Origin of the sequence: Geodermatophilus sp. DSM 45219 (assembly GCF_900104025.1) — a bacterium.
Taxonomy (GTDB): Bacteria; Actinomycetota; Actinomycetes; order Mycobacteriales; family Geodermatophilaceae; genus Geodermatophilus.
Genome location: NZ_FNIQ01000002.1, coordinates 246,095 through 262,740, shown reverse-complemented (window position 1 = coordinate 262,740; position 16,646 = coordinate 246,095). Strand labels below are relative to the sequence as shown.

Annotated in this window: 14 protein-coding genes; 7 read left to right on the top strand and 7 right to left on the bottom strand. The window is 73.8% G+C overall.

Annotated elements, in window-relative coordinates; all coding sequences use genetic code 11:
• Positions 1-214 precede the first annotated feature (214 nt).
• Both BLR12_RS06230 and BLR12_RS06225 read left to right on the top strand, forming a co-directional pair.
• Entirely contained in the window at positions 215-2,356 is a 2,142-nt protein-coding gene (locus BLR12_RS06230) for a DEAD/DEAH box helicase (protein ID WP_091375000.1), read from the top strand.
• A gap of 283 nt (positions 2,357-2,639) precedes the next feature.
• A complete protein-coding gene (locus BLR12_RS06225) occupies positions 2,640-4,574 on the top strand; it encodes an acyl-CoA dehydrogenase family protein (RefSeq protein ID WP_091374998.1) in 1,935 nt (644 codons plus the stop codon).
• Between the two features lie 103 nt (positions 4,575-4,677).
• Here the strand turns inward: BLR12_RS06225 and BLR12_RS06220 are convergent, their stop codons facing one another.
• Positions 4,678-4,947: a DUF1876 domain-containing protein gene (locus BLR12_RS06220; protein WP_091374995.1), complete on the bottom strand. Its 270-nt coding sequence runs from the start codon at positions 4,945-4,947 to the stop codon at positions 4,678-4,680.
• Positions 4,948-5,246: 299 nt separating this feature from the next.
• Positions 5,247-5,735 (bottom strand): single-stranded DNA-binding protein, encoded by a 489-nt coding sequence (locus BLR12_RS06215; RefSeq protein ID WP_091374993.1) that lies wholly within the window; start codon positions 5,733-5,735, stop codon positions 5,247-5,249.
• 229 nt (positions 5,736-5,964) lie between these two features.
• Here BLR12_RS06215 and BLR12_RS06210 point away from each other — a divergent pair, with 229 nt between their 5' ends.
• From BLR12_RS06210 to BLR12_RS06195, 4 genes are all read left to right on the top strand, one after another.
• The gene (locus tag BLR12_RS06210) at positions 5,965-8,262 is read left to right on the top strand and encodes an SF1B family DNA helicase RecD2 (protein WP_255363334.1); all 2,298 of its coding nucleotides are present in this window, start codon (positions 5,965-5,967) and stop codon (positions 8,260-8,262) included.
• Between the two features lie 113 nt (positions 8,263-8,375).
• Complete coding sequence (locus BLR12_RS06205; RefSeq protein WP_176832377.1) at positions 8,376-9,827, top strand: AAA family ATPase; 1,452 nt, start codon at positions 8,376-8,378, stop codon at positions 9,825-9,827.
• Complete coding sequence (locus BLR12_RS06200) at positions 9,824-10,873, top strand: PD-(D/E)XK nuclease family protein (protein WP_091374990.1); 1,050 nt, start codon at positions 9,824-9,826, stop codon at positions 10,871-10,873. Before BLR12_RS06205 ends, BLR12_RS06200 begins: the two co-directional genes overlap by 4 nt.
• Before the next feature lie 82 nt (positions 10,874-10,955).
• Positions 10,956-11,228, top strand: a complete 273-nt coding sequence (locus BLR12_RS06195) for a hypothetical protein (RefSeq protein ID WP_091374988.1) — start codon at positions 10,956-10,958, stop codon at positions 11,226-11,228.
• A 70-nt stretch (positions 11,229-11,298) separates the two neighbouring features.
• Here the strand turns inward: BLR12_RS06195 and BLR12_RS25475 are convergent, their stop codons facing one another.
• The 4 genes from BLR12_RS25475 to BLR12_RS06175 all read right to left on the bottom strand — a co-directional run bounded on the left by BLR12_RS25475 (position 11,299) and on the right by BLR12_RS06175 (position 14,957).
• Positions 11,299-11,844 (bottom strand): hypothetical protein, encoded by a 546-nt coding sequence (locus tag BLR12_RS25475; RefSeq protein ID WP_091374985.1) that lies wholly within the window; start codon positions 11,842-11,844, stop codon positions 11,299-11,301.
• Positions 11,845-11,977: 133 nt separating this feature from the next.
• A complete protein-coding gene (locus BLR12_RS06185) occupies positions 11,978-13,312 on the bottom strand; it encodes an MFS transporter (protein ID WP_091374982.1) in 1,335 nt (444 codons plus the stop codon).
• Positions 13,313-13,693: 381 nt separating this feature from the next.
• Complete coding sequence (locus tag BLR12_RS06180) at positions 13,694-13,993, bottom strand: antibiotic biosynthesis monooxygenase family protein (RefSeq protein ID WP_218120563.1); 300 nt, start codon at positions 13,991-13,993, stop codon at positions 13,694-13,696.
• Between the two features lie 343 nt (positions 13,994-14,336).
• Positions 14,337-14,957 (bottom strand): putative quinol monooxygenase, encoded by a 621-nt coding sequence (locus BLR12_RS06175; protein WP_091374976.1) that lies wholly within the window; start codon positions 14,955-14,957, stop codon positions 14,337-14,339.
• A 544-nt stretch (positions 14,958-15,501) separates the two neighbouring features.
• On the opposite strand from BLR12_RS06175, the gene BLR12_RS06170 reads away from it, so the two are divergent.
• Complete coding sequence (locus BLR12_RS06170) at positions 15,502-15,951, top strand: hypothetical protein (RefSeq protein ID WP_218120562.1); 450 nt, start codon at positions 15,502-15,504, stop codon at positions 15,949-15,951.
• Positions 15,952-16,174: 223 nt separating this feature from the next.
• Here BLR12_RS06170 and BLR12_RS06165 read toward each other — a convergent pair whose 3' ends face one another.
• Positions 16,175-16,513 (bottom strand): DoxX family protein, encoded by a 339-nt coding sequence (locus BLR12_RS06165; RefSeq protein ID WP_091374973.1) that lies wholly within the window; start codon positions 16,511-16,513, stop codon positions 16,175-16,177.
• Between the last annotated feature and the right edge of the window lie 133 nt (positions 16,514-16,646).

Genomic DNA, 16,646 nt, shown 5'->3' with positions numbered 1-16,646 from the left:
CGTCGACGTCTCGGTCCGTGATCACCAGCCCACCCTCGGCGCTCCGGGTCCCCTCGAGAGCCTGCCGGGGCCCGTGGCGTCGATCCTCGGGGATCCGCCGGTCGGCTGGGCGTTCGGAGGACCAGGCCGTCTCGTCCGGGGCGCGGTGCGCCCCGTTCGCGGGACCGCGCGGCATGCTGCCGCGCCACCGCGCCGGCAGCAGGAGGAGGAGTCTGTGGCACGAGGAGGCCAGCGCCAGGCGGGCGCTCGCCGTACCGCCCCGCGGGACCAGCGACGGGCCCGCTCCCGCGGCGACGTCGTCGCGGTGCTCGCCCGAGCCGTCCGCGAGGTCGAGGCGGCCGCCCGGCGCGGCCGGGTCACGCCTGCGGTGCGCACGCAGTTCCAGGCCGTCGCCCTGCTGCTGCGGGAGGAACGCGCCCGCATCCAGGCCGGAACGGGCGGCAGCGACGGTCACCGGGCCGAGCAGCTCAAGCGCCTGGACGGCATCGCGACCATCCTCGCGACGACCGCTGTGCGGGACGCCGCACTGCTGGCGCTGCTCGCCGAGGACGCCGTCGCCTCCGACGCCTCCCGCACCCTCGCGCGCGAGATGCAGCGGGCTGCCGGCGTCGAGCCGGCCCCCGAGGAGGTCCCGCCGGTGGAGGCCCCGGCCGCGCCCGCGACTCCCGAGCGCCGCGTCGTGCCGCAGTCGGTGATCTCCCGACAGCTGGCCAACCCCTTCCTCGCGCCCGACTTCTCCACCGCTCCGCAGCGCGCCTCCCGTCCGCGCCGCCTGGCCGGCTGGGAACTGCTCGGCCCGCTCCTCAGCTCCTTCGAGCGCGCCGGGAGCGGGGACCCGGCGTGCATGCCCCTGCCCGCACCGTCGTCGCGGAGCGCGGGGGAGGGTCTGGAGCTGATGCCGCACCAGGCCCAGCTCGTCGCCGCGGCCGCGGCCGGTCACCGGACCTTCCTCCTCGCCGACGAGCCGGGTCTGGGCAAGACGGCCCAGGCACTGCTCGCCGCGGAGGCGGCGAACGCCTACCCGCTGCTCGTGGTGGTGCCGAACGTCGTCAAGACCAACTGGGCCCGGGAGGCCGGCCGCTGGACGCCCCACCGGGCGGCCACCGTGGTCCAGGGTGACGGCGACACGATCGACGGTTTCGCCGACGTCATCGTCGTGAACTACGAGGTGCTCGACCGCCACGTGGGCTGGATCGGCGACTTCGGTTTCCGCGGGATGGTCGTCGACGAGGCGCACTTCATCAAGAACAAGAGCTCCCAGCGCTCGCAGCACGTCCTGGAGCTGTCCGAGCGCATCCGGTCCCGCACCCCGCGGCCGCTGCTGATGGCCCTGACCGGGACCCCGCTGATCAACGACATCGAGGACTTCCGGGCGATCTGGCAGTTCCTCGGCTGGATCGACGAGACCAAGCCGCTGGGCGACCTGATGGACGCGCTGGAGGACACCGGCCTGACACCCGCCGACCCGGGGTTCTACCCGGCTGCCCGGTCGTGCGTCATCGACCTCGGGATCGTCCGCCGGCGCAAGGTCGACGTGGCGGCCGACATCCCCGCCCGCCGCATCGCCGACCTGCCCGTCGAGCTGGACGGGCCGGCCGGCCGCTCGATCCGGGCGGCCGAGCGGGACCTCGCCCGCCGGATGGTGGCGCGGTACGAGACCGCGCTGGCGAACCGTTCGTCCGGCGTCGACGTCGAGGGCATCGACACCGACCTCGTGCGCCGGGTGGCCCGGTCGGAGCTCAAGGACGCGACCGCGCAGGCCGGCGAGAACGTGTTCAGCATGATGCGGCGCATCGGCCGGGCGAAGGCCGGCCTCGCCGCGGACTACGCGGCGCAGCTGGCCCGCAGCGCCGGCAAGGTCGTCTTCTTCGCCAAGCACGTCGACGTGATGGACGCCGCCGAGGACGCCTTCGCCCGGCAGGGGGTCCGGTTCTCGTCCATCCGGGGCGACCAGACGCCTGCGTCGCGGCAGCGGAACATCGACGCCTTCGTCGACGACCCGGACGTCGCCGTCGCGGTCTGCTCCCTGACCGCGGCCGGCGTGGGCCTGAACCTGCAGGTCGCCTCGAACGTCGTGCTCGCCGAGCTGTCCTGGACCGACGCGGAGCAGACCCAGGCCATCGATCGCAGCCACCGCATCGGCCAGACCGAACCGGTCACCGCGTGGCGCATCATCGCCGCGCAGACCATCGACGCCCGGATCGCCGAGCTGATCGACAGCAAGGCAGGGCTCGCCGCCCGGGCGCTCGACGGGTCCGACGAGGAGGTCTCGTCGTCGGCCGACGTGCAGCTCGAGGCGCTCGTCACGTTGTTGACCGACGCGCTGTCGGCCGTGCCGCAGTCGGGCGCGGCCTGACCGACGGGCCCAGGGCAGGGACCGGTCGAGCAGCGACGGAGGCCCCGCGGTCGCCGGACCGCGGGGCCTCCGGACCGGCGTGGCGCAGGGGCGAGACCGTCCGGAGGCCTCCGCAGACCCCCCACCCGTGGCAGGCACGCACTCGACGTGGGACGAACGCGCAGGACGGGACGTCGGACCGACGCAGGCCCGCAGCTCGCCGTCGGTGTCCGCCACCCGGCCATCCGGCCTCCCGGCGCCGAGGTCCGTTGTCGACCGAGCGGCCAGGGGGTGATGCTGGCCCATGGCGTCGAATCCCTCGTACCAGCAGTCGAAGCGGGTCGCCGAGGCCGGCCGCGAGACGCAGTGGGCCAGGCCGTCGTTCGGCAGGGAGCTCTTCCTCGGCAGCTTCCGCCTCGACCTGGTCCACCCGCAGCCCGAGCCCGATCCGGCCGCGGTCGAGAAGGGCGAGGCGTTCCTGACGAGCCTCCGCGCCTTCCTCACCGAGCGCGTCGACCGGCAGCAGATCGAGCGCGAGGCGAAGATCCCCGCGGACGTCGTCCGGGGCCTCGCGGACCTGGGCGCCCTCGGCATGAAGATCCCCGTGGAGTACGGGGGGCTCGGGCTGAACCAGGTCTACTACAACAAGGCGCTGGCCACGGCCGGCACCTGGCACTCGTCGATCTCGACGCTGCTGTCCGCGCACCAGTCGATCGGCCTGCCCGAGCCGCTGCGCCTCTTCGGCTCCGAGGAGCAGAAGCGCACATGGCTCCCCAAGGTGGCCACGGACCACATCTCGGCGTTCCTGCTCACCGAGCCGGACGTCGGCTCGGACCCGGCGCGCATGAGCACCACCGCGGTCCCGACCGAGGACGGCACCGGCTACCGGATCAGCGGCACGAAGCTGTGGGCGACCAACGGCGCGATCGCCGACGTGGTGGTGGTCATGGCCGTCGTCCCCAGGTCCGAGGGCCACGCGGGCGGCATCACCGCGTTCATCTGCCCGACCGACCGCGAGGGCATCACGGTCGAGCACCGCAACGGCTTCATGGGGCTCAGGGGCATCGAGAACTCGGTGACCCGGTTCGACGACGTCCTCGTCCCCACCGAGGACGTCATCGGCGGCGAGGGCAAGGGCCTGCGGATCGCGCTCACCACGCTCAACACCGGTCGCCTGTCGCTGCCGGCGTTCTGCCTGTCAGCGGTCAAGTACTCGCTCAAGATCGCGCGCGAGTGGTCGGCCGAGCGCCGGCAGTGGGGCCGGCCCATCGGGGAGCACGACCCGATCGCGCAGAAGCTCGCCTGGCTGGCGGGCACGGCGTTCGGCCTGGAGGCGATGCTCGACGTGTCCAGCCGCCTCGCCGACGACGAGCGCAACGACATCCGCATCGAGGCCGCGCTCGCGAAGCTCTACGGCTCCGAACTCGGCTGGACCGCCGTCGACGAGATGGTCCAGGTCCGGGGCGGCCGCGGCTACGAGACCGCCGAGTCGCTGGCCCAGCGCGGGGAGAAGCCGGTGCCGGCCGAGCAGATGCTGCGCGACATGCGCATCAACCGCATCTTCGAGGGCTCCACCGAGATCATGCACCTGCTGATCGCCCGGGAGGCCGTGGACCGGCACCTGCAGGTCGCGGGGGACGTGGTGTTCGGCGACTCCGGCCTGGCCGGCAAGGCGAAGGCCGTCGCGAAGGCAGGTGCCTTCTACGCCTCGTGGTTCCCGACGCTGATGACGGGCGGCGGGCAGCGTCCCGGCTCCTTCTCGGAGTTCGGCGAGCTGGCCGAGCACCTGCGCTACGTCGAGCGCCGCTCGCGCAAGCTCGCGCGCTCGACCTTCTACGCGATGGGCCGCTACCGGGCGCGCCTGGAGCAGAAGGGCCACCTGCTCGGTCGGATCGTGGACATCGGCGCCGAGCTCTACGCGATCACGTGCGCGTGCCTGTACGTCGACACCCTCGCCCGCGAGCGGCCCGACCGCAGGCAGCAGGCGTTCGAACTGGCCGACCTGTTCTGCGGCCAGGCCCGCCGTCGCGCCGAGCGGCTGTTCAGGGAGCTGTGGGCCAACGACGACGAGGCCCAGTACGCGGCAGCACAGCAGGTGCTCTCCGGTCGCTACGAGTGGTTCGAGAACGACGTGCTCGATCCCGCGGGCGACGGCCCGATGGTGCCGGGGCACCCAGGGCCGACCGTCGGGCAGGTCGAGGACCCGGAGGCCGCGGACGCGGCCATGGCGGAGGCGTAGCCACGACCGGCCCGCCGTCCGCCGTCCAGGCAGACGGGGGTCCGGCTCCCGTCAGGTCCCCGCGGATCGCCTGCACCCGCGGAGGCCGCCCTCCGCCTCGAGCTCACAGCACCGGATGGGCCGGCTCACCGCTGCTCTGCTCGATGTCCCCGGCGGCCACGTCGAGCCGGCGGTGGCTCAGCTCCGACAGCGCCCGGGCGACCGCGAGCTCGTCCCCGATCTCCGGGACGTCGCGGTCGGCGGGATTGAGCCGCGCGAGACCGGTGCCGGCCAGCGACTGGTTCCCGTCCGTGCGCAGACGGGCGACCGCACGGGTGCGGCCCTCGTGTTCGTCGATGTCCACTCGGACGTTCCACGTCTTCACGGCGCCCATGACGATCCCATCGATGAGGTGTGCTCCTCCATTCTGCTGCCGGAGGACGGTCGCGGGCCCGGTCGCCGTGCGGCCGTCTCGTCTCCCGGACGACGGTTCGCCCGCAGGGCCGCGACGAGCCGGTCGCCGGCCTCCCGCCGCCGAGCGGTCGACCGCTCGCCGGCGCGCTCCTCGACCGCTGGAAGGCCGGTGTGACGCGGTCGGCGACACCGGTGGGGTCCCGCCGACCGCGTCCCGGGTCCCGGCCGGCCCCTGCAAGGACCCACCGCGAGCCCGCGAGTGGCTGGGAGCAGGGGCCCTCAGAAGGGGGGTGCCTCGCCGAGGTCGCCGGCCGGCGCCGCCCAGGGGTCGTCCGAGCCGGCTCGCCCGGCCGCGGAGCCACCCTCACCTGCCCCGGTTCCGCCGCCGGGACGGCCATCGGGACGGGCGGCCTTGGCGACCGTCGCCGTCGCGTAGCGCAGCGACGGGCCGATCTCGTCGACCTCCAGCTCGACGACGGTGCGCTTCTCGCCCTCCTTGGTCTCGAACGAGCGCTGCTTGAGGCGGCCCTGTGCCATCACCCGCGAACCGCGGGTCAGCGACTCGGCGACGTTCTCCGCCGCCTGCCGCCACACGTTGCAGCGCAGGAAGAGCGCGTCGCCGTCCTTCCACTCCTGGGTCTGGCGGTCCAGGGTGCGCGGGGTGGACGCGATGGTGAAGTTGGCGACCGCCGCGCCCGAGGGCGTCCAGCGCAGCTCGGGGTCGCTGGTCAGGTTGCCGATGACGGTGATGACAGTCTCGCCGGCCATGATCCGGTCCTCCGTGTCGTCGGTGCAGCGCTCGGGTGAGCGTCCGGAGGCTATGCGGACCTGCTGACAGTTCCGTTCCGCGGAGCGGCGGGAGGACGGCTGCGCCGCTCGCGCCGTGCCGGGGCGGTCCGCCGCGTCGGGAGCCGGTTCCCAGGGGCGGGGACCGCGGAGGTGTCCCCGGGCGGTGTGACCATCGGTGGTGGGACGGCGCGGTGGTGAGGGGGTGGCGGTGCGGGAGACGCGGAGCGGAGCGGTCCTGGAGGCGACGCTGGAGCGGATCACCTTCGCCGACGCCCGGACCGGCTACACCGTGGCCCGGGTGGACACCGGGCGGGGCGGTGACCTGGTCACCGTGGTGGGGTCGCTGCTGGGCGCGCAACCGGGGGAGACGCTGCGCCTGCGGGGACGGTGGGGAGCCCATCCCCAGTACGGCCGGCAGTTCCAGGTCGAGGACTACACCACCGTGCTGCCGGCCACGGTGCAGGGGATCCGCCGCTACCTGGGCTCGGGGCTGGTCAAGGGGATCGGTCCGCGGCTGGCCGAGCGGATCGTGGACCACTTCGGCACCGACGCGCTCCGGGTCATCGAGGAGGAACCCGGGCGGCTCACCGAGGTGCCGAACCTGGGCCCGAAGCGGACCCGGCTGATCACCGCGGCGTGGGAGGAGCAGCGGGCCATCAAGGAGGTGATGGTCTTCCTGCAGGGGGTGGGCGTCTCCACCTCGCTGGCCGTGCGGATCTACCGCCAGTACGGCGACGCCTCGATCGGCGTGGTCCGCGCCGAGCCCTACCGGCTGGCCGCGGAGGTGTGGGGGATCGGGTTCCGGACCGCGGACGCGATCGCGGCCGCGGTGGGGATCCCGCACGACAGCCTGCCGCGGGTCGAGGCGGGCCTGCAGTTCGTGCTCTCCGAGGCGACCGGGCAGGGGCACTGCTTCCTGCCGGAGACCGACCTGGTTCCCCGGGCGGTCGAGATGCTGGAGGTTCCGGCAGACCTGGTCGGGCACGGCCTGGCCGTGCTGGTCGCCGACCAGCACGTCGTCCGCGAGGAACTGGCCGGGGAGGACGGGGAGCCCCCGGTCGTGGCGTACTACCTGGTCCCCTTCCACCGGGCGGAGGTCTCCCTGGCCGCGGGGCTGCGGAGGCTGGCGAGTGCCGACACCGACCGGATGCCCGCCTTCGCCGGGGTGGACTGGGACGCCGCCCTGGCGTGGCTGCACCGGCGCACCGGCGCGGAGCTGGCGGGCGGCCAGCGGGACGCGGTGCGCCTGGCGTTGACCGAGAAGGTCGCCGTCCTCACCGGTGGACCCGGCTGCGGCAAGAGCTTCACGGTGCGGTCGGTCGTCACCCTCGCGGCGGCCGAGGGAGCCCGGGTCCTGCTGGCGGCCCCCACCGGCCGGGCGGCGAAGCGGCTCGCCGAGCTGACCGGGGTCGAGGCGGGGACCGTGCACCGCCTCCTGGAGCTGAGGCCGGGCGGGGACGCCGCCTTCGACCGCGACCGGCCGCTGCAGGCCGACCTGGTGGTGGTCGACGAGTCCTCGATGCTGGACCTGCTGCTGGCCAACAAGCTGGTTCGGGCCGTTCCGCCGGGTGCGCACCTGCTGCTGGTCGGCGACGTCGACCAGCAGCCCTCGGTCGGCGCGGGCGAGGTGTTGCGCGACCTGCTCGCCGAGGGCAGCCCGATCCCGCACGTGCGCCTGACCCAGGTCTTCCGCCAGGCCAGCCGGTCGGGGGTGGTGACCAACGCCCACCGGATCAACGCCGGCAGCGCCCCCCAGGTCCGCGGCCTCGACGACTTCTTCCTGTTCGGCACCGACGACGCGGAGGAGGCCGCCCGGCTCACCGTGGACGTCGTCGTCCGCCGGATCCCGGCCCGCTTCGGCCTCGACCCCCGCCGCGACGTCCAGGTGCTGACCCCGGTGCACCGCGGGCCGGCCGGCGCCGCCGCGCTCAACGAGCTGCTGCAGGACGCGCTCACCCCCGCTCGGCCCGACCGCGCGGAGAAGCGTTTCGGCGGGCGGGTGTTCCGCGTCGGGGACAAGGTCAGCCAGATCCGCAACGACTACGACAAGGGCGCGAACGGGGTCTTCAACGGCACCCAGGGCGTCGTCACCGCCATCGACACCGTCGAGCAGACCCTCACCGTCGTCACCGACGAGGACGAGGCGATCCACTACGACTTCGCGGAGCTGGACGAGCTCGTCCACGCCTACGCCGTCACCGTGCACCGCTCCCAGGGCAGCGAGTACCCCTGCGTCGTCGTCCCGCTGACCACCAGCGCCTGGATGATGCTGCAGCGGAACCTGCTCTACACCGCCGTCACCCGCGCCAAGCAGCTCGTCGTCCTCGTCGGCTCGCCCCGGGCCCTCGCCCAGGCCGTCCGCGCCACCGGCTCCGGGCGCCGGCACACCGCACTCGCCCACCGCCTCCGCGGTCGGCCGTTCCGCACCGGCTGCGCGCCGGTTCCGGAGACCGTCGCGCGCGGTTACGCCGGGAGCGAACGCCGACACGCCGGGGTGGGCCGCTGACCTGCGCGTTCGCCAGGTCCAGGTCGACGGGCTTGCGGATGCCGCGCAGATGTGTCAGTGCCCGCTCGTAGCTTTCGGGTCGACATCTTCCCCATGTCGACGAGGAGTTCACCATGGCCCTCTCTGGCCTCAAGACCCGTCAGCCCACCGGCCGCGTGCCGTGGCCCTGCATCCTCCTGGAGGGGGAGGAGAAGGCGGGAAAGTCGTTCGCCCTCGCCCAGTTCAGCGCCAGCGACCGGATCGGTGCGCTGTACTGGATCGACCTCAACGAGGGCGCCGGTGACGAGTACGGCGCCGTCCCCGGGGCGAACTACCAGCTGGTCGAGCACGACGGCTCCTACGCCTCGGTGCTGGCCGCCGTCCAGGCGGTGAAGGCCGAGGCGCGCCGCGCGGCCGAAGCCGGGGAGCCGCCGGTGGTGCTCGCCATCGACACCGGCTCGGCGATCTGGGACGGCCTCAAGGACTGGGCGAGCGCCCGCGCGGCGAAGTCGGCCCGCAACCGCGAGCTGCTCAAGCGCGACCCCAACGCCGAGATCGTCATCAGCCAGAACCTGTGGAACGACGCCGGCGCCCGCTGGCGCAAGCTGCAGACCGAGCTGCTCACCTTCCCCGGCGTCGTGGTGGTGACCGCCCGCGGCAAGGAGGTCACCGAGGTCGACGCCCACGGCCGGCCGATCGAGGGGCAGAAGACCTGGTCGGTGCAGACCCACCGGGAGTTCCCCTACGCGGCCACCGTCTGGGTGCGGCTGCGCCGCGGACGCCGCCCCCTCATCGTCGGCGCGCGCAGCGTGCACGTGGGCATCAAGCCGAACGCCGACCCGGCCAAGGAGGTCACCGACCCGAAGGTGGACGGCCGGCTGCTGGAGTGGCTGGTCTTCGACGCCCTGAAGTGCGACCCGGGCACCGCGCACGTCCGGGAGCTCGTCTCCTTCCACGGCGGCGGTCTGCTCGAGCACGAGGGCACCGAGGAGGCCCGGACCGGCCGGACCGGCCAGCGGAGCGAGCCCGACGTCGCCGACCTGGTCGCCCGGATCCAGGACGCCGGGGACGACGACGACCTGCGCGAGGTGTGGGCCGCGGCCAACCGCGGCGCGCTGCTGCAGGTCGACGTCCCGACGCCCAGCGGCTCGTACACCGTCGGGGAGCTGATCCAGGCCCGGCACGAGGAGTTCCTCGAGGCGTCGGTGAAGGCCCACCCCGCCGGCCGGCGCGCGGCCGGGGCGACGCCGGTGCCGTCCGCGCCGACGACCCCCGCCGCGGTCGTGGAGGCTGCCCGGGCCGCCGCCGCGGCCGCCTCCGCGGCGACCGACCGCGAGGCGGCGCCGGCCAACCCGCTGCTGGAGCCCTCGCCCACCCCGGACGACCCGCGGGAGCGCCGGCTCACCGCAGCCCGCCGGGGCGTGCTCGCCAGCCTGGAGTCCCTGGGCGTGACCGACGACGAAATCGGGAAGCGGTTCGGCCGGCCCGCCGAGCACGTGGCCACCAAGCGGCTGACCGCGCTCGTCCGCGAGGTGATCGCCACGCAGCGGGCGGGTCTGGCGGGGCAGCAGGAGATCTCCGCGTGACGGCGGTCCTGCCCGCCCGCCCCAGCGCCGCCGAGCGGCGGGCGGCCCCGAGCCTGGCCGCGGCGGTCCGTGACCTCGACCGCCGCCGGGCCCGCTCCCGGCAGCGGATGATCGGCGCCTCCGAGCTCGGCGAGTGCCGGCGCCGGGCGGCCTACCGGGTCGCCCGGCGCCGGCCCACCAACACCCGCACCGGCCTGCAGGCCTTCCTCGGCACCGAGCTGCACCGCGGGGTGCTGCGCGCCCTCCGCCGCCAGTACGGCGGGCTGACCGAGGTCGGGCTGAAGGGCGAGCAGGTCAAGGGCCGCTGCGACTGGTGGCACACGCCGGTCGTCGAGGACCTCAAGACCACGTCCCGGTTCGGGTTCGAGCGGGTCCTCACCCGGGGGGTGCCCACCAAGCACTGGTTCCAGGTCGCCGTCTACGCCTGGCTCCTGCGCACCGGGCAGGTCCACGACCGGCGGCTCCCGGCCGGCACCGGGCAGGAGGTCGAGGGGCTGCGCATCCGCTACCTCTCCCGCGACTCCGGCGAGGACGTCGTCTTCGAGGCCGACCACGACCCGGCGCTGACCGCCGAGGCCCTCCTGTGGCTCACCGAGGTGTACGCCGCCGTGGAGGACGAGGGGGTCGACACCGTCCCTCGCGACGGGTTCGGGCCCGGTGTGGACACCATGTGCGACTGGTGCCCGTTCCTGGACCTGTGCTGGGGCCCGCCCGTGGACCAGGAGACCGAGGGCGACGTCTCCCGCCAGTCCCGCCTGACGGTCACCGACCAGGACTACGTCGGCGCCGTCCACGACTACGACGCCTGGCGGGCCGCGGAGAACGAGGCCAGGCGGCACAAGGAGTTCGCGCGGGAGCGGCTGCGGGGCCGGTCCGGGCCGGCCGACGACCTGTACTGCGAGTGGTCCGGCGGTGGCCTGCGCACGCAGGTCGACAAGGAGGGCGCGGTCGAGCGGCTGGCCGAGCTGGGTGAGGTCGTGCCGACCCGGAGGGTCCGCAGCCCGCAGACGATCCGGGTCACGCGGAACGGCACCCGACGGGACTGAGCGCCTCGGACCGCGGCGGCCCAGCCGGAGGAACGAACGTCCCGGACCGGTCGTCCGACCGGTCCCTGCCCGGGAGGCACCCATGACCACCGTCTCGACGAGCAACCTGGCCGCCGGTGAGCCGGTCCTCACCAGCGACGTCGTCGGCACCGACTTCGGCCTGCCGTTGGTCCGGCCGACCAGGACCAGACAGGGGAGCAGGGTCCGGGTGGTGCGCTCGCGCTGCCGGGCCCACGGGGGAGTCGTCGTGTGGTTCACCGACGGCACCAAGACCCCGCCGCTGCACGGGCGCACGAGCTGGATCGTCGCCGGGCCCGAGCCGGGTGCCCCCGCTGCCGCCCGCGTCGTGGCATGACGCGGGGGCGCCGCCCACCGCCGGCCGGACCGGTCGAGGCCCCTCCGTCTCCCACTGGGGACGGCGGGGGTCAGGACGACTCCGGGCGCACCTGCCGCTCGGGGTCGACGGCGGCCCGCAGCGTGTCCAGCGTCGCCTGGGCCTCCATTTCCAGGCCGCCGAAGGTCTCCTCCACGAGCTCCAGCCGCGCCCACCACGCCCGCAGCGTGTCGGGGTCGGCCAGGTCCGACGGCTCCAGCGTCAGCAGCCCCCGGATCGACGCGTCGGCCGCCTCCAGCACACCGGAGCCGCCGTCCGGAGACCGGGCCCGCGCCGCCCAGAACACCTCCGCCCACAGCGCGGCGACGCCGTGACCGCCGGCCGGCGGCACGCTCCGCGGGAACGCCCGCCGCCGGTCCCCGACGACCGCCACGAGCCGCAGCGCCAGCAGCTGACGCACCCGCCGCAGGAACTCCGGCGCCACGGCGACCCGCGCCCGCGCCGACCGGGCGTCGATCATCCGCCCGTACGCTGCGGCCGCCTGCTGCCCGGCCTGCTGGGTGCGGTCCCACAGCTCGTAGCCCGTCAGCTCCCCGAGGGCGCCGGGCGCATCGTCCGCGTCGAACCCATCGGTCACGTCGGGAGACGCTAGAGCCCCCTGCTGACCTCCTCCGGCCGGCTCGCCCGGCCGACGCGGGGCGCCAGCCGCCGGACAGCGGTCCTCCCGGGCGCCGTCGGGTCCGCTCGGCCGTCCGACAGCGGGGACGGGGTCACCGGTTCTCCCGCTCCATCGGGCCCGCGGTGGCCGGGTCGGCGTGCAGGTCGATCCGCGAGGTCTCCGGCGCCAGGAGGACGCAGACCGTGGTGAGGGCGAGGACCGCGACCACGTAGACGGAGACGGCCACGGAGGTGTCGAAGCGGTCGAGCAGGGCCACCGAGACGATGGGGGCCAGGGCTCCGCCGAAGATCCCCGCCAGCTGGTAGCCCATGGAGGCGCCGGTGTAGCGGACCCGGGTCGGGAACAGCTCGGCGATGAACGAGGCCTGCGGGCCGTACATCGCGGCGTGGAAGAACAGCGCGACCACGGTCGCGAGGGCGATGAGGACGAAGCGGCCGGTGTCCAGCAGGGCGAAGAACGCGAAGACCCACACCGCGGCGCCGACCGCGCCGAACAGGTAGACCGGTCGGCGTCCGAACCTGTCCGACAGCACGCCGAACCACGGGATCAGGAACACCTGCACCGCGGCCGCGATCAGGACCGCGTTGAGCGCGTAGCTGCTGGGCAGGCCCAGGTACGTCACGACGTACGTCGTGACGAACAGGATGAAGGTGTAGAACGCGACGTCGACGCCGATCCGCGCCCCGATCGCGAGCAGCACCCGCGACGGATACCGGCGCACCACGTCGACGATGGGCGCCCTGACCTCGGCATCGTGCTCCTGCACCTCGCGGAACAGTGGACTCTCGGCGATCGACAGCCGGATCCACAGCCCCACGATCACCAGGACGCCGCTGAGCAGGAACGGGACCCGCCACCCCCAGTCGACGAAGGCCGACTCCGAGGTGACGGCGCCCATCAGCGACAGCACCCCGTTGGCCAGCAGCAGCCCGATGGGCACCCCGACCTGGGGCCAGCTGGCGTTCAGCCCGCGGCGGTGCGCGGCGCCGGACTCCAGCGTCATCAGCACGGCCCCGCCCCACTCGCCGCCGAGTCCGAGGCCCTGCAGGAAGCGCATCGCCACCAGCAGGACCGGGGCCCACACGCCGATCGTCGCGTACGTGGGCAGCACGCCGATGAGGAAGGTGGCGATGCCCATGAGCAGCAGCGTCACCACGAGCACGTTCTTGCGGCCGAGCTTGTCGCCGTAGTGGCCGAAGACGATCCCGCCCAGCGGGCGGGCCACGAAACCGACCGCGTACGTCGTGAACGCGAGCAGCGTGCCGACCAGCGGGTCGAAACTGGGGAAGAAGAGCTGGTTGAACACCAGGGCCGCGGCCGTGCCGTAGATGAAGAAGTCGTACCACTCGAGCGAGGTGCCCACGAGACTGGCCACGATGACGCGACGGACGGATGAGACCTGGGCCGTGCCGGCGGTGGGGGGCATCGGGATCTCCCTCGTGACTGCTCCGCGGTCGGAGCAGGTCCAGCACAGACCGGACGACGTCCGTGCGCAACAACAAGCGATCCGCTCCCTGGCCCGATCTGGGTCCCCCCATCGACCCCCGCGACAGCCTGTCGGCCATCAGTCGGACACCGGACGGACGGCGCGGGGTGCCAGGCGGGTGTCACGGGACCCTCGCAGGCCCTGACACGCGACGACCCCGAGTTCCTGACCCCAGGACCCCCGGACCCTCCCGCGGTGGGGGAGGAGCGCGGTGCGGCTCCGTTCCCATGGATCGACCGGCCCGACGGTCCGTCGCACCTGGGGCCGCGTGTCACGGCGTCACGGGGGCGAACGCTCCGGCCGTCGGCCCCCGCGGAGGCGTCAGGCCCGGTCGCCGGCGCGGGCGTCGGCCACCACCCGGAACCACTCCGAGTGGCTGGGTTCCGCTTCCAGGCGTTGCAGGGTGGCTCGCTGATCGAGGAACGCAGGATCGGAGTGCCACGCCTCCCAGTCCTCGCGGCTGCGCCAGGTCCCGACGATCACGCGGGTCGAGCTCTCGTCGTCCGAGGTGAGGAGCTGACCGGAGATCCAACCCGGCCGCTCACGGGCGGAGTCGAACCGGGCTCGCAACGCGGCGTCCCACTCCGCCTCTCCACCCGGCAGCAGCCTGGTCGTGGTCACCACTGTCATCATCGGTGCCTCCTGGTCGCCCGAGGGCGAGGTCGCAGGACAGGTGAGCTGAGCGATTCCCCAGGGTTCCGTGCCCTCACCCGAGGCCTCCTCCCGCCCGTCTCGGCGCTCGCTGTCACCGCAGTGGCGGCTGCGGGGGCGGCAGGGATGGCCGCCCGCACGGGCGAGGCGGACGGAGCGGCCCTCGGGTCGGACGTCGATCCCCTGAGCGGGTCGCCGCGGTGAGCACGGCCTCCAGCGAGGCGCACCGCGCACGTCGAGACCTCGCGACGGCCATCGGGATCCGACGTCGTCCGTCGTGGAGGAGGGCGTGGGGACCGGCCGGGGCGATCGGTCAGACGGTCTCGGGTACCCGGAGATGTGCCAGGGCGAGGTCGAACTCCGCGACCTCGAGGATCTCCACCCCCATCCGGCTCGAGAACTCCTCGCGCAGGGTCGTGAACTGGTCGCGGGTGTTCGCCATGGCCTCGCGGTCCTCGAACACGACTGCCGAGGCGCATCGGCCGTCACGGCGGTCGACCATGAGGCTGTTGCTGCAGAATCCGGGCGTCTCCTCCCACCAGGGCATCAGGCTCTCCCGGTAGGCGTGGGTGACCCGGTCCAGGCCCGCAGCGTCGGTCCGGGCCCACGTCACCCGCGCACAGGCGCCGTCCCCGGTCCGGTGTGCCCGGTGCAGGACGGCGATCTCCCATTCCTGGACGTCGGGTACGGCGCCGAACCGCTCGGCTGCCCGTTCCCGTGACGCGCGGATCTGCCCAGCACTCGCGTGCATCGCGTCCACGGTCTCCCAGGCACTGGTGACGATGCACCGACCGGTGTCGCGATCGCTCAGGACCGAGAGACCGACGCAGCCGTCGAGCTCGGTGACCATCGGCATGACGTCGTCGCGGACGAAGGCGATGAGGTCGTCGACGGCCTCGGGCCGTACTCGCATCGTGGTGGTTCGGGCGTACATGCCGCCACTCCTCCCCGGGTGACGGCGACGCCCCTGCGGCATCGCCGCGCGGCCCACTCTGCTCCTCCCCCCGAGCCCGGGCAACGGGCATCGCGGCCCGTGCAACGGGGGACCCTGCGCTCCGCTGGAGCGGTCCACCGAGCTCGGACAGCGCCGATCGCACGTTCCGTACCAGGCTCGTCGTGCTGGAGGACTCGTCCCGGTCACGCGAACCCTCCCATCACGCTCACCGTCGACCAGCTCGTGCACCCCGGCATCGGCCGCCGCGCTGTCGACCGCGTCGCGGCACTGATCCAGGGCTGATCCGGGCGCGACGCATCGCGCGGGCGTTCCGAGGGTCGCAGAGACCAACGGAGCCCTCGGGTCCCTGACGGTGCACCAGCTCGGACACCGACCCACGAACCCGGCAATTCCGCCGTTACCTGAGGACGCGGAGCTCCCTACGTTCGGGTTCGCCCTGTCCGGATCGTCGGCAGGACGTCCGTTCCTCGAGCGCCTGGGAGGCCGCCATGCTGCGTTCGACCCCCGATGTGCGAGGTGCCCGGTGACCACGACTTCTCGGCGGGTGGCCGGCGTACTGCTCATCGTCATGCCCACCGTCGTCATCGGCGGGGTCAGCGTCCTCTCCCTGCTGGTGTACGACCCTGCTTACGAGGCCAACCCGCTGCGCCAGGACCTGTGGCGGGCAGGTCACGCCCATGCCGGCGTCCTGCTCATCCTCTCCCTGGTGGCGCTCCGCTACGTCGACGAGACCCGGCTCGGCGAGCGTGCGCGGTGGTTCGTCCGGCTGGCGTTCCCGGCCGCGGCGATCCTCCTGCCGGTGGCCTTCTTCCTCTCCGTGCTCGACCCCGCGGCGACCGAGCCCAATGCACTGGTCAATCTGGCGTACGTCGGGGCGGTGGTGCTCGTGGCCGGGATGATCACCCTCGGGGCCGGTCTGGTGCGGGACCGGACGAGGACGTCGGCCGACGAGGAGCTGAGCTCGTCCCGGTGACGGGTCGTCGGGAGACGTCCACGGTGGTGGTCGAGGAGATCCGTCGTGGGAGGGACTGTCCATGACGACGCGGACGACGGCGGTGCGCTGCGGACCGGTGTCGCGGGGCTGCTGGCTCTCGACCTCGTCGGCGGGGGTTCGACGGTGGCGACCGGTCGGAACACGCTCGGGCAGGCCTGGAGTGGGAGCGCCTTCGCCAACCTGCTCGCCTGCGCCTGCCTCGTCAGCGGCGGGTCAGGGTCTGTCGACGGGCAGCGATGCCCCGCTGCAGCCGCCGCGCCCAGGTGCGCGCCAGGTCCCACGAGCCGGGCACCGCCCAGAACGCCCAGGCGACGTAGACGGCCTGGAGCGGCAGGCGCAGCCAGGGGTGCGAGGCGCCGGGCAGACCCTCCACCCGGACGCCGGCCACGGCGACGTAGACGTTGGCGGGGAACACGGCCACCAGATGGGCCGCGAGTGCCAGGGCGACCTCGCGGCGCCAGCGGCTGGGGGCGACCAGCCCGGTTCCGAGCAGCAACTCGAGGATCCCCGTGGCGAGGACGACCTGCCGGGGTGCCGGCACGAACCCGGGCAGGTGCGCACGAACGGCTCCGGCCGCGCGAGGTGGCTGACGCCGGTGAACGTCAGGGCCGTCGTCATGGCGACCCTCGCGGAGTCAGATGAGGACAGTGACCGTCCCCGCCGGGGGAGCAGAC

Bases quoted from the DNA above. Each gene is read 5' to 3' on its own strand.
- BLR12_RS06215 (WP_091374993.1), bottom strand. From the start codon at position 5,735: ATGGCCGGCGAGACTGTCATCACCGTCATCGGCAACCTGACCAGCGAC.
- BLR12_RS06205 (WP_176832377.1), top strand. From the start codon at position 8,376: ATGGCCCTCTCTGGCCTCAAGACCCGTCAGCCCACCGGCCGCGTGCCG.
- BLR12_RS06185 (WP_091374982.1), bottom strand. From the start codon at position 13,312: ATGCCCCCCACCGCCGGCACGGCCCAGGTCTCATCCGTCCGTCGCGTC.
- BLR12_RS06225 (WP_091374998.1), top strand. From the start codon at position 2,640: ATGGCGTCGAATCCCTCGTACCAGCAGTCGAAGCGGGTCGCCGAGGCC.
- BLR12_RS06195 (WP_091374988.1), top strand. From the start codon at position 10,956: ATGACCACCGTCTCGACGAGCAACCTGGCCGCCGGTGAGCCGGTCCTC.
- BLR12_RS06220 (WP_091374995.1), bottom strand. From the start codon at position 4,947: ATGGGCGCCGTGAAGACGTGGAACGTCCGAGTGGACATCGACGAACAC.
- BLR12_RS06175 (WP_091374976.1), bottom strand. From the start codon at position 14,957: ATGTACGCCCGAACCACCACGATGCGAGTACGGCCCGAGGCCGTCGAC.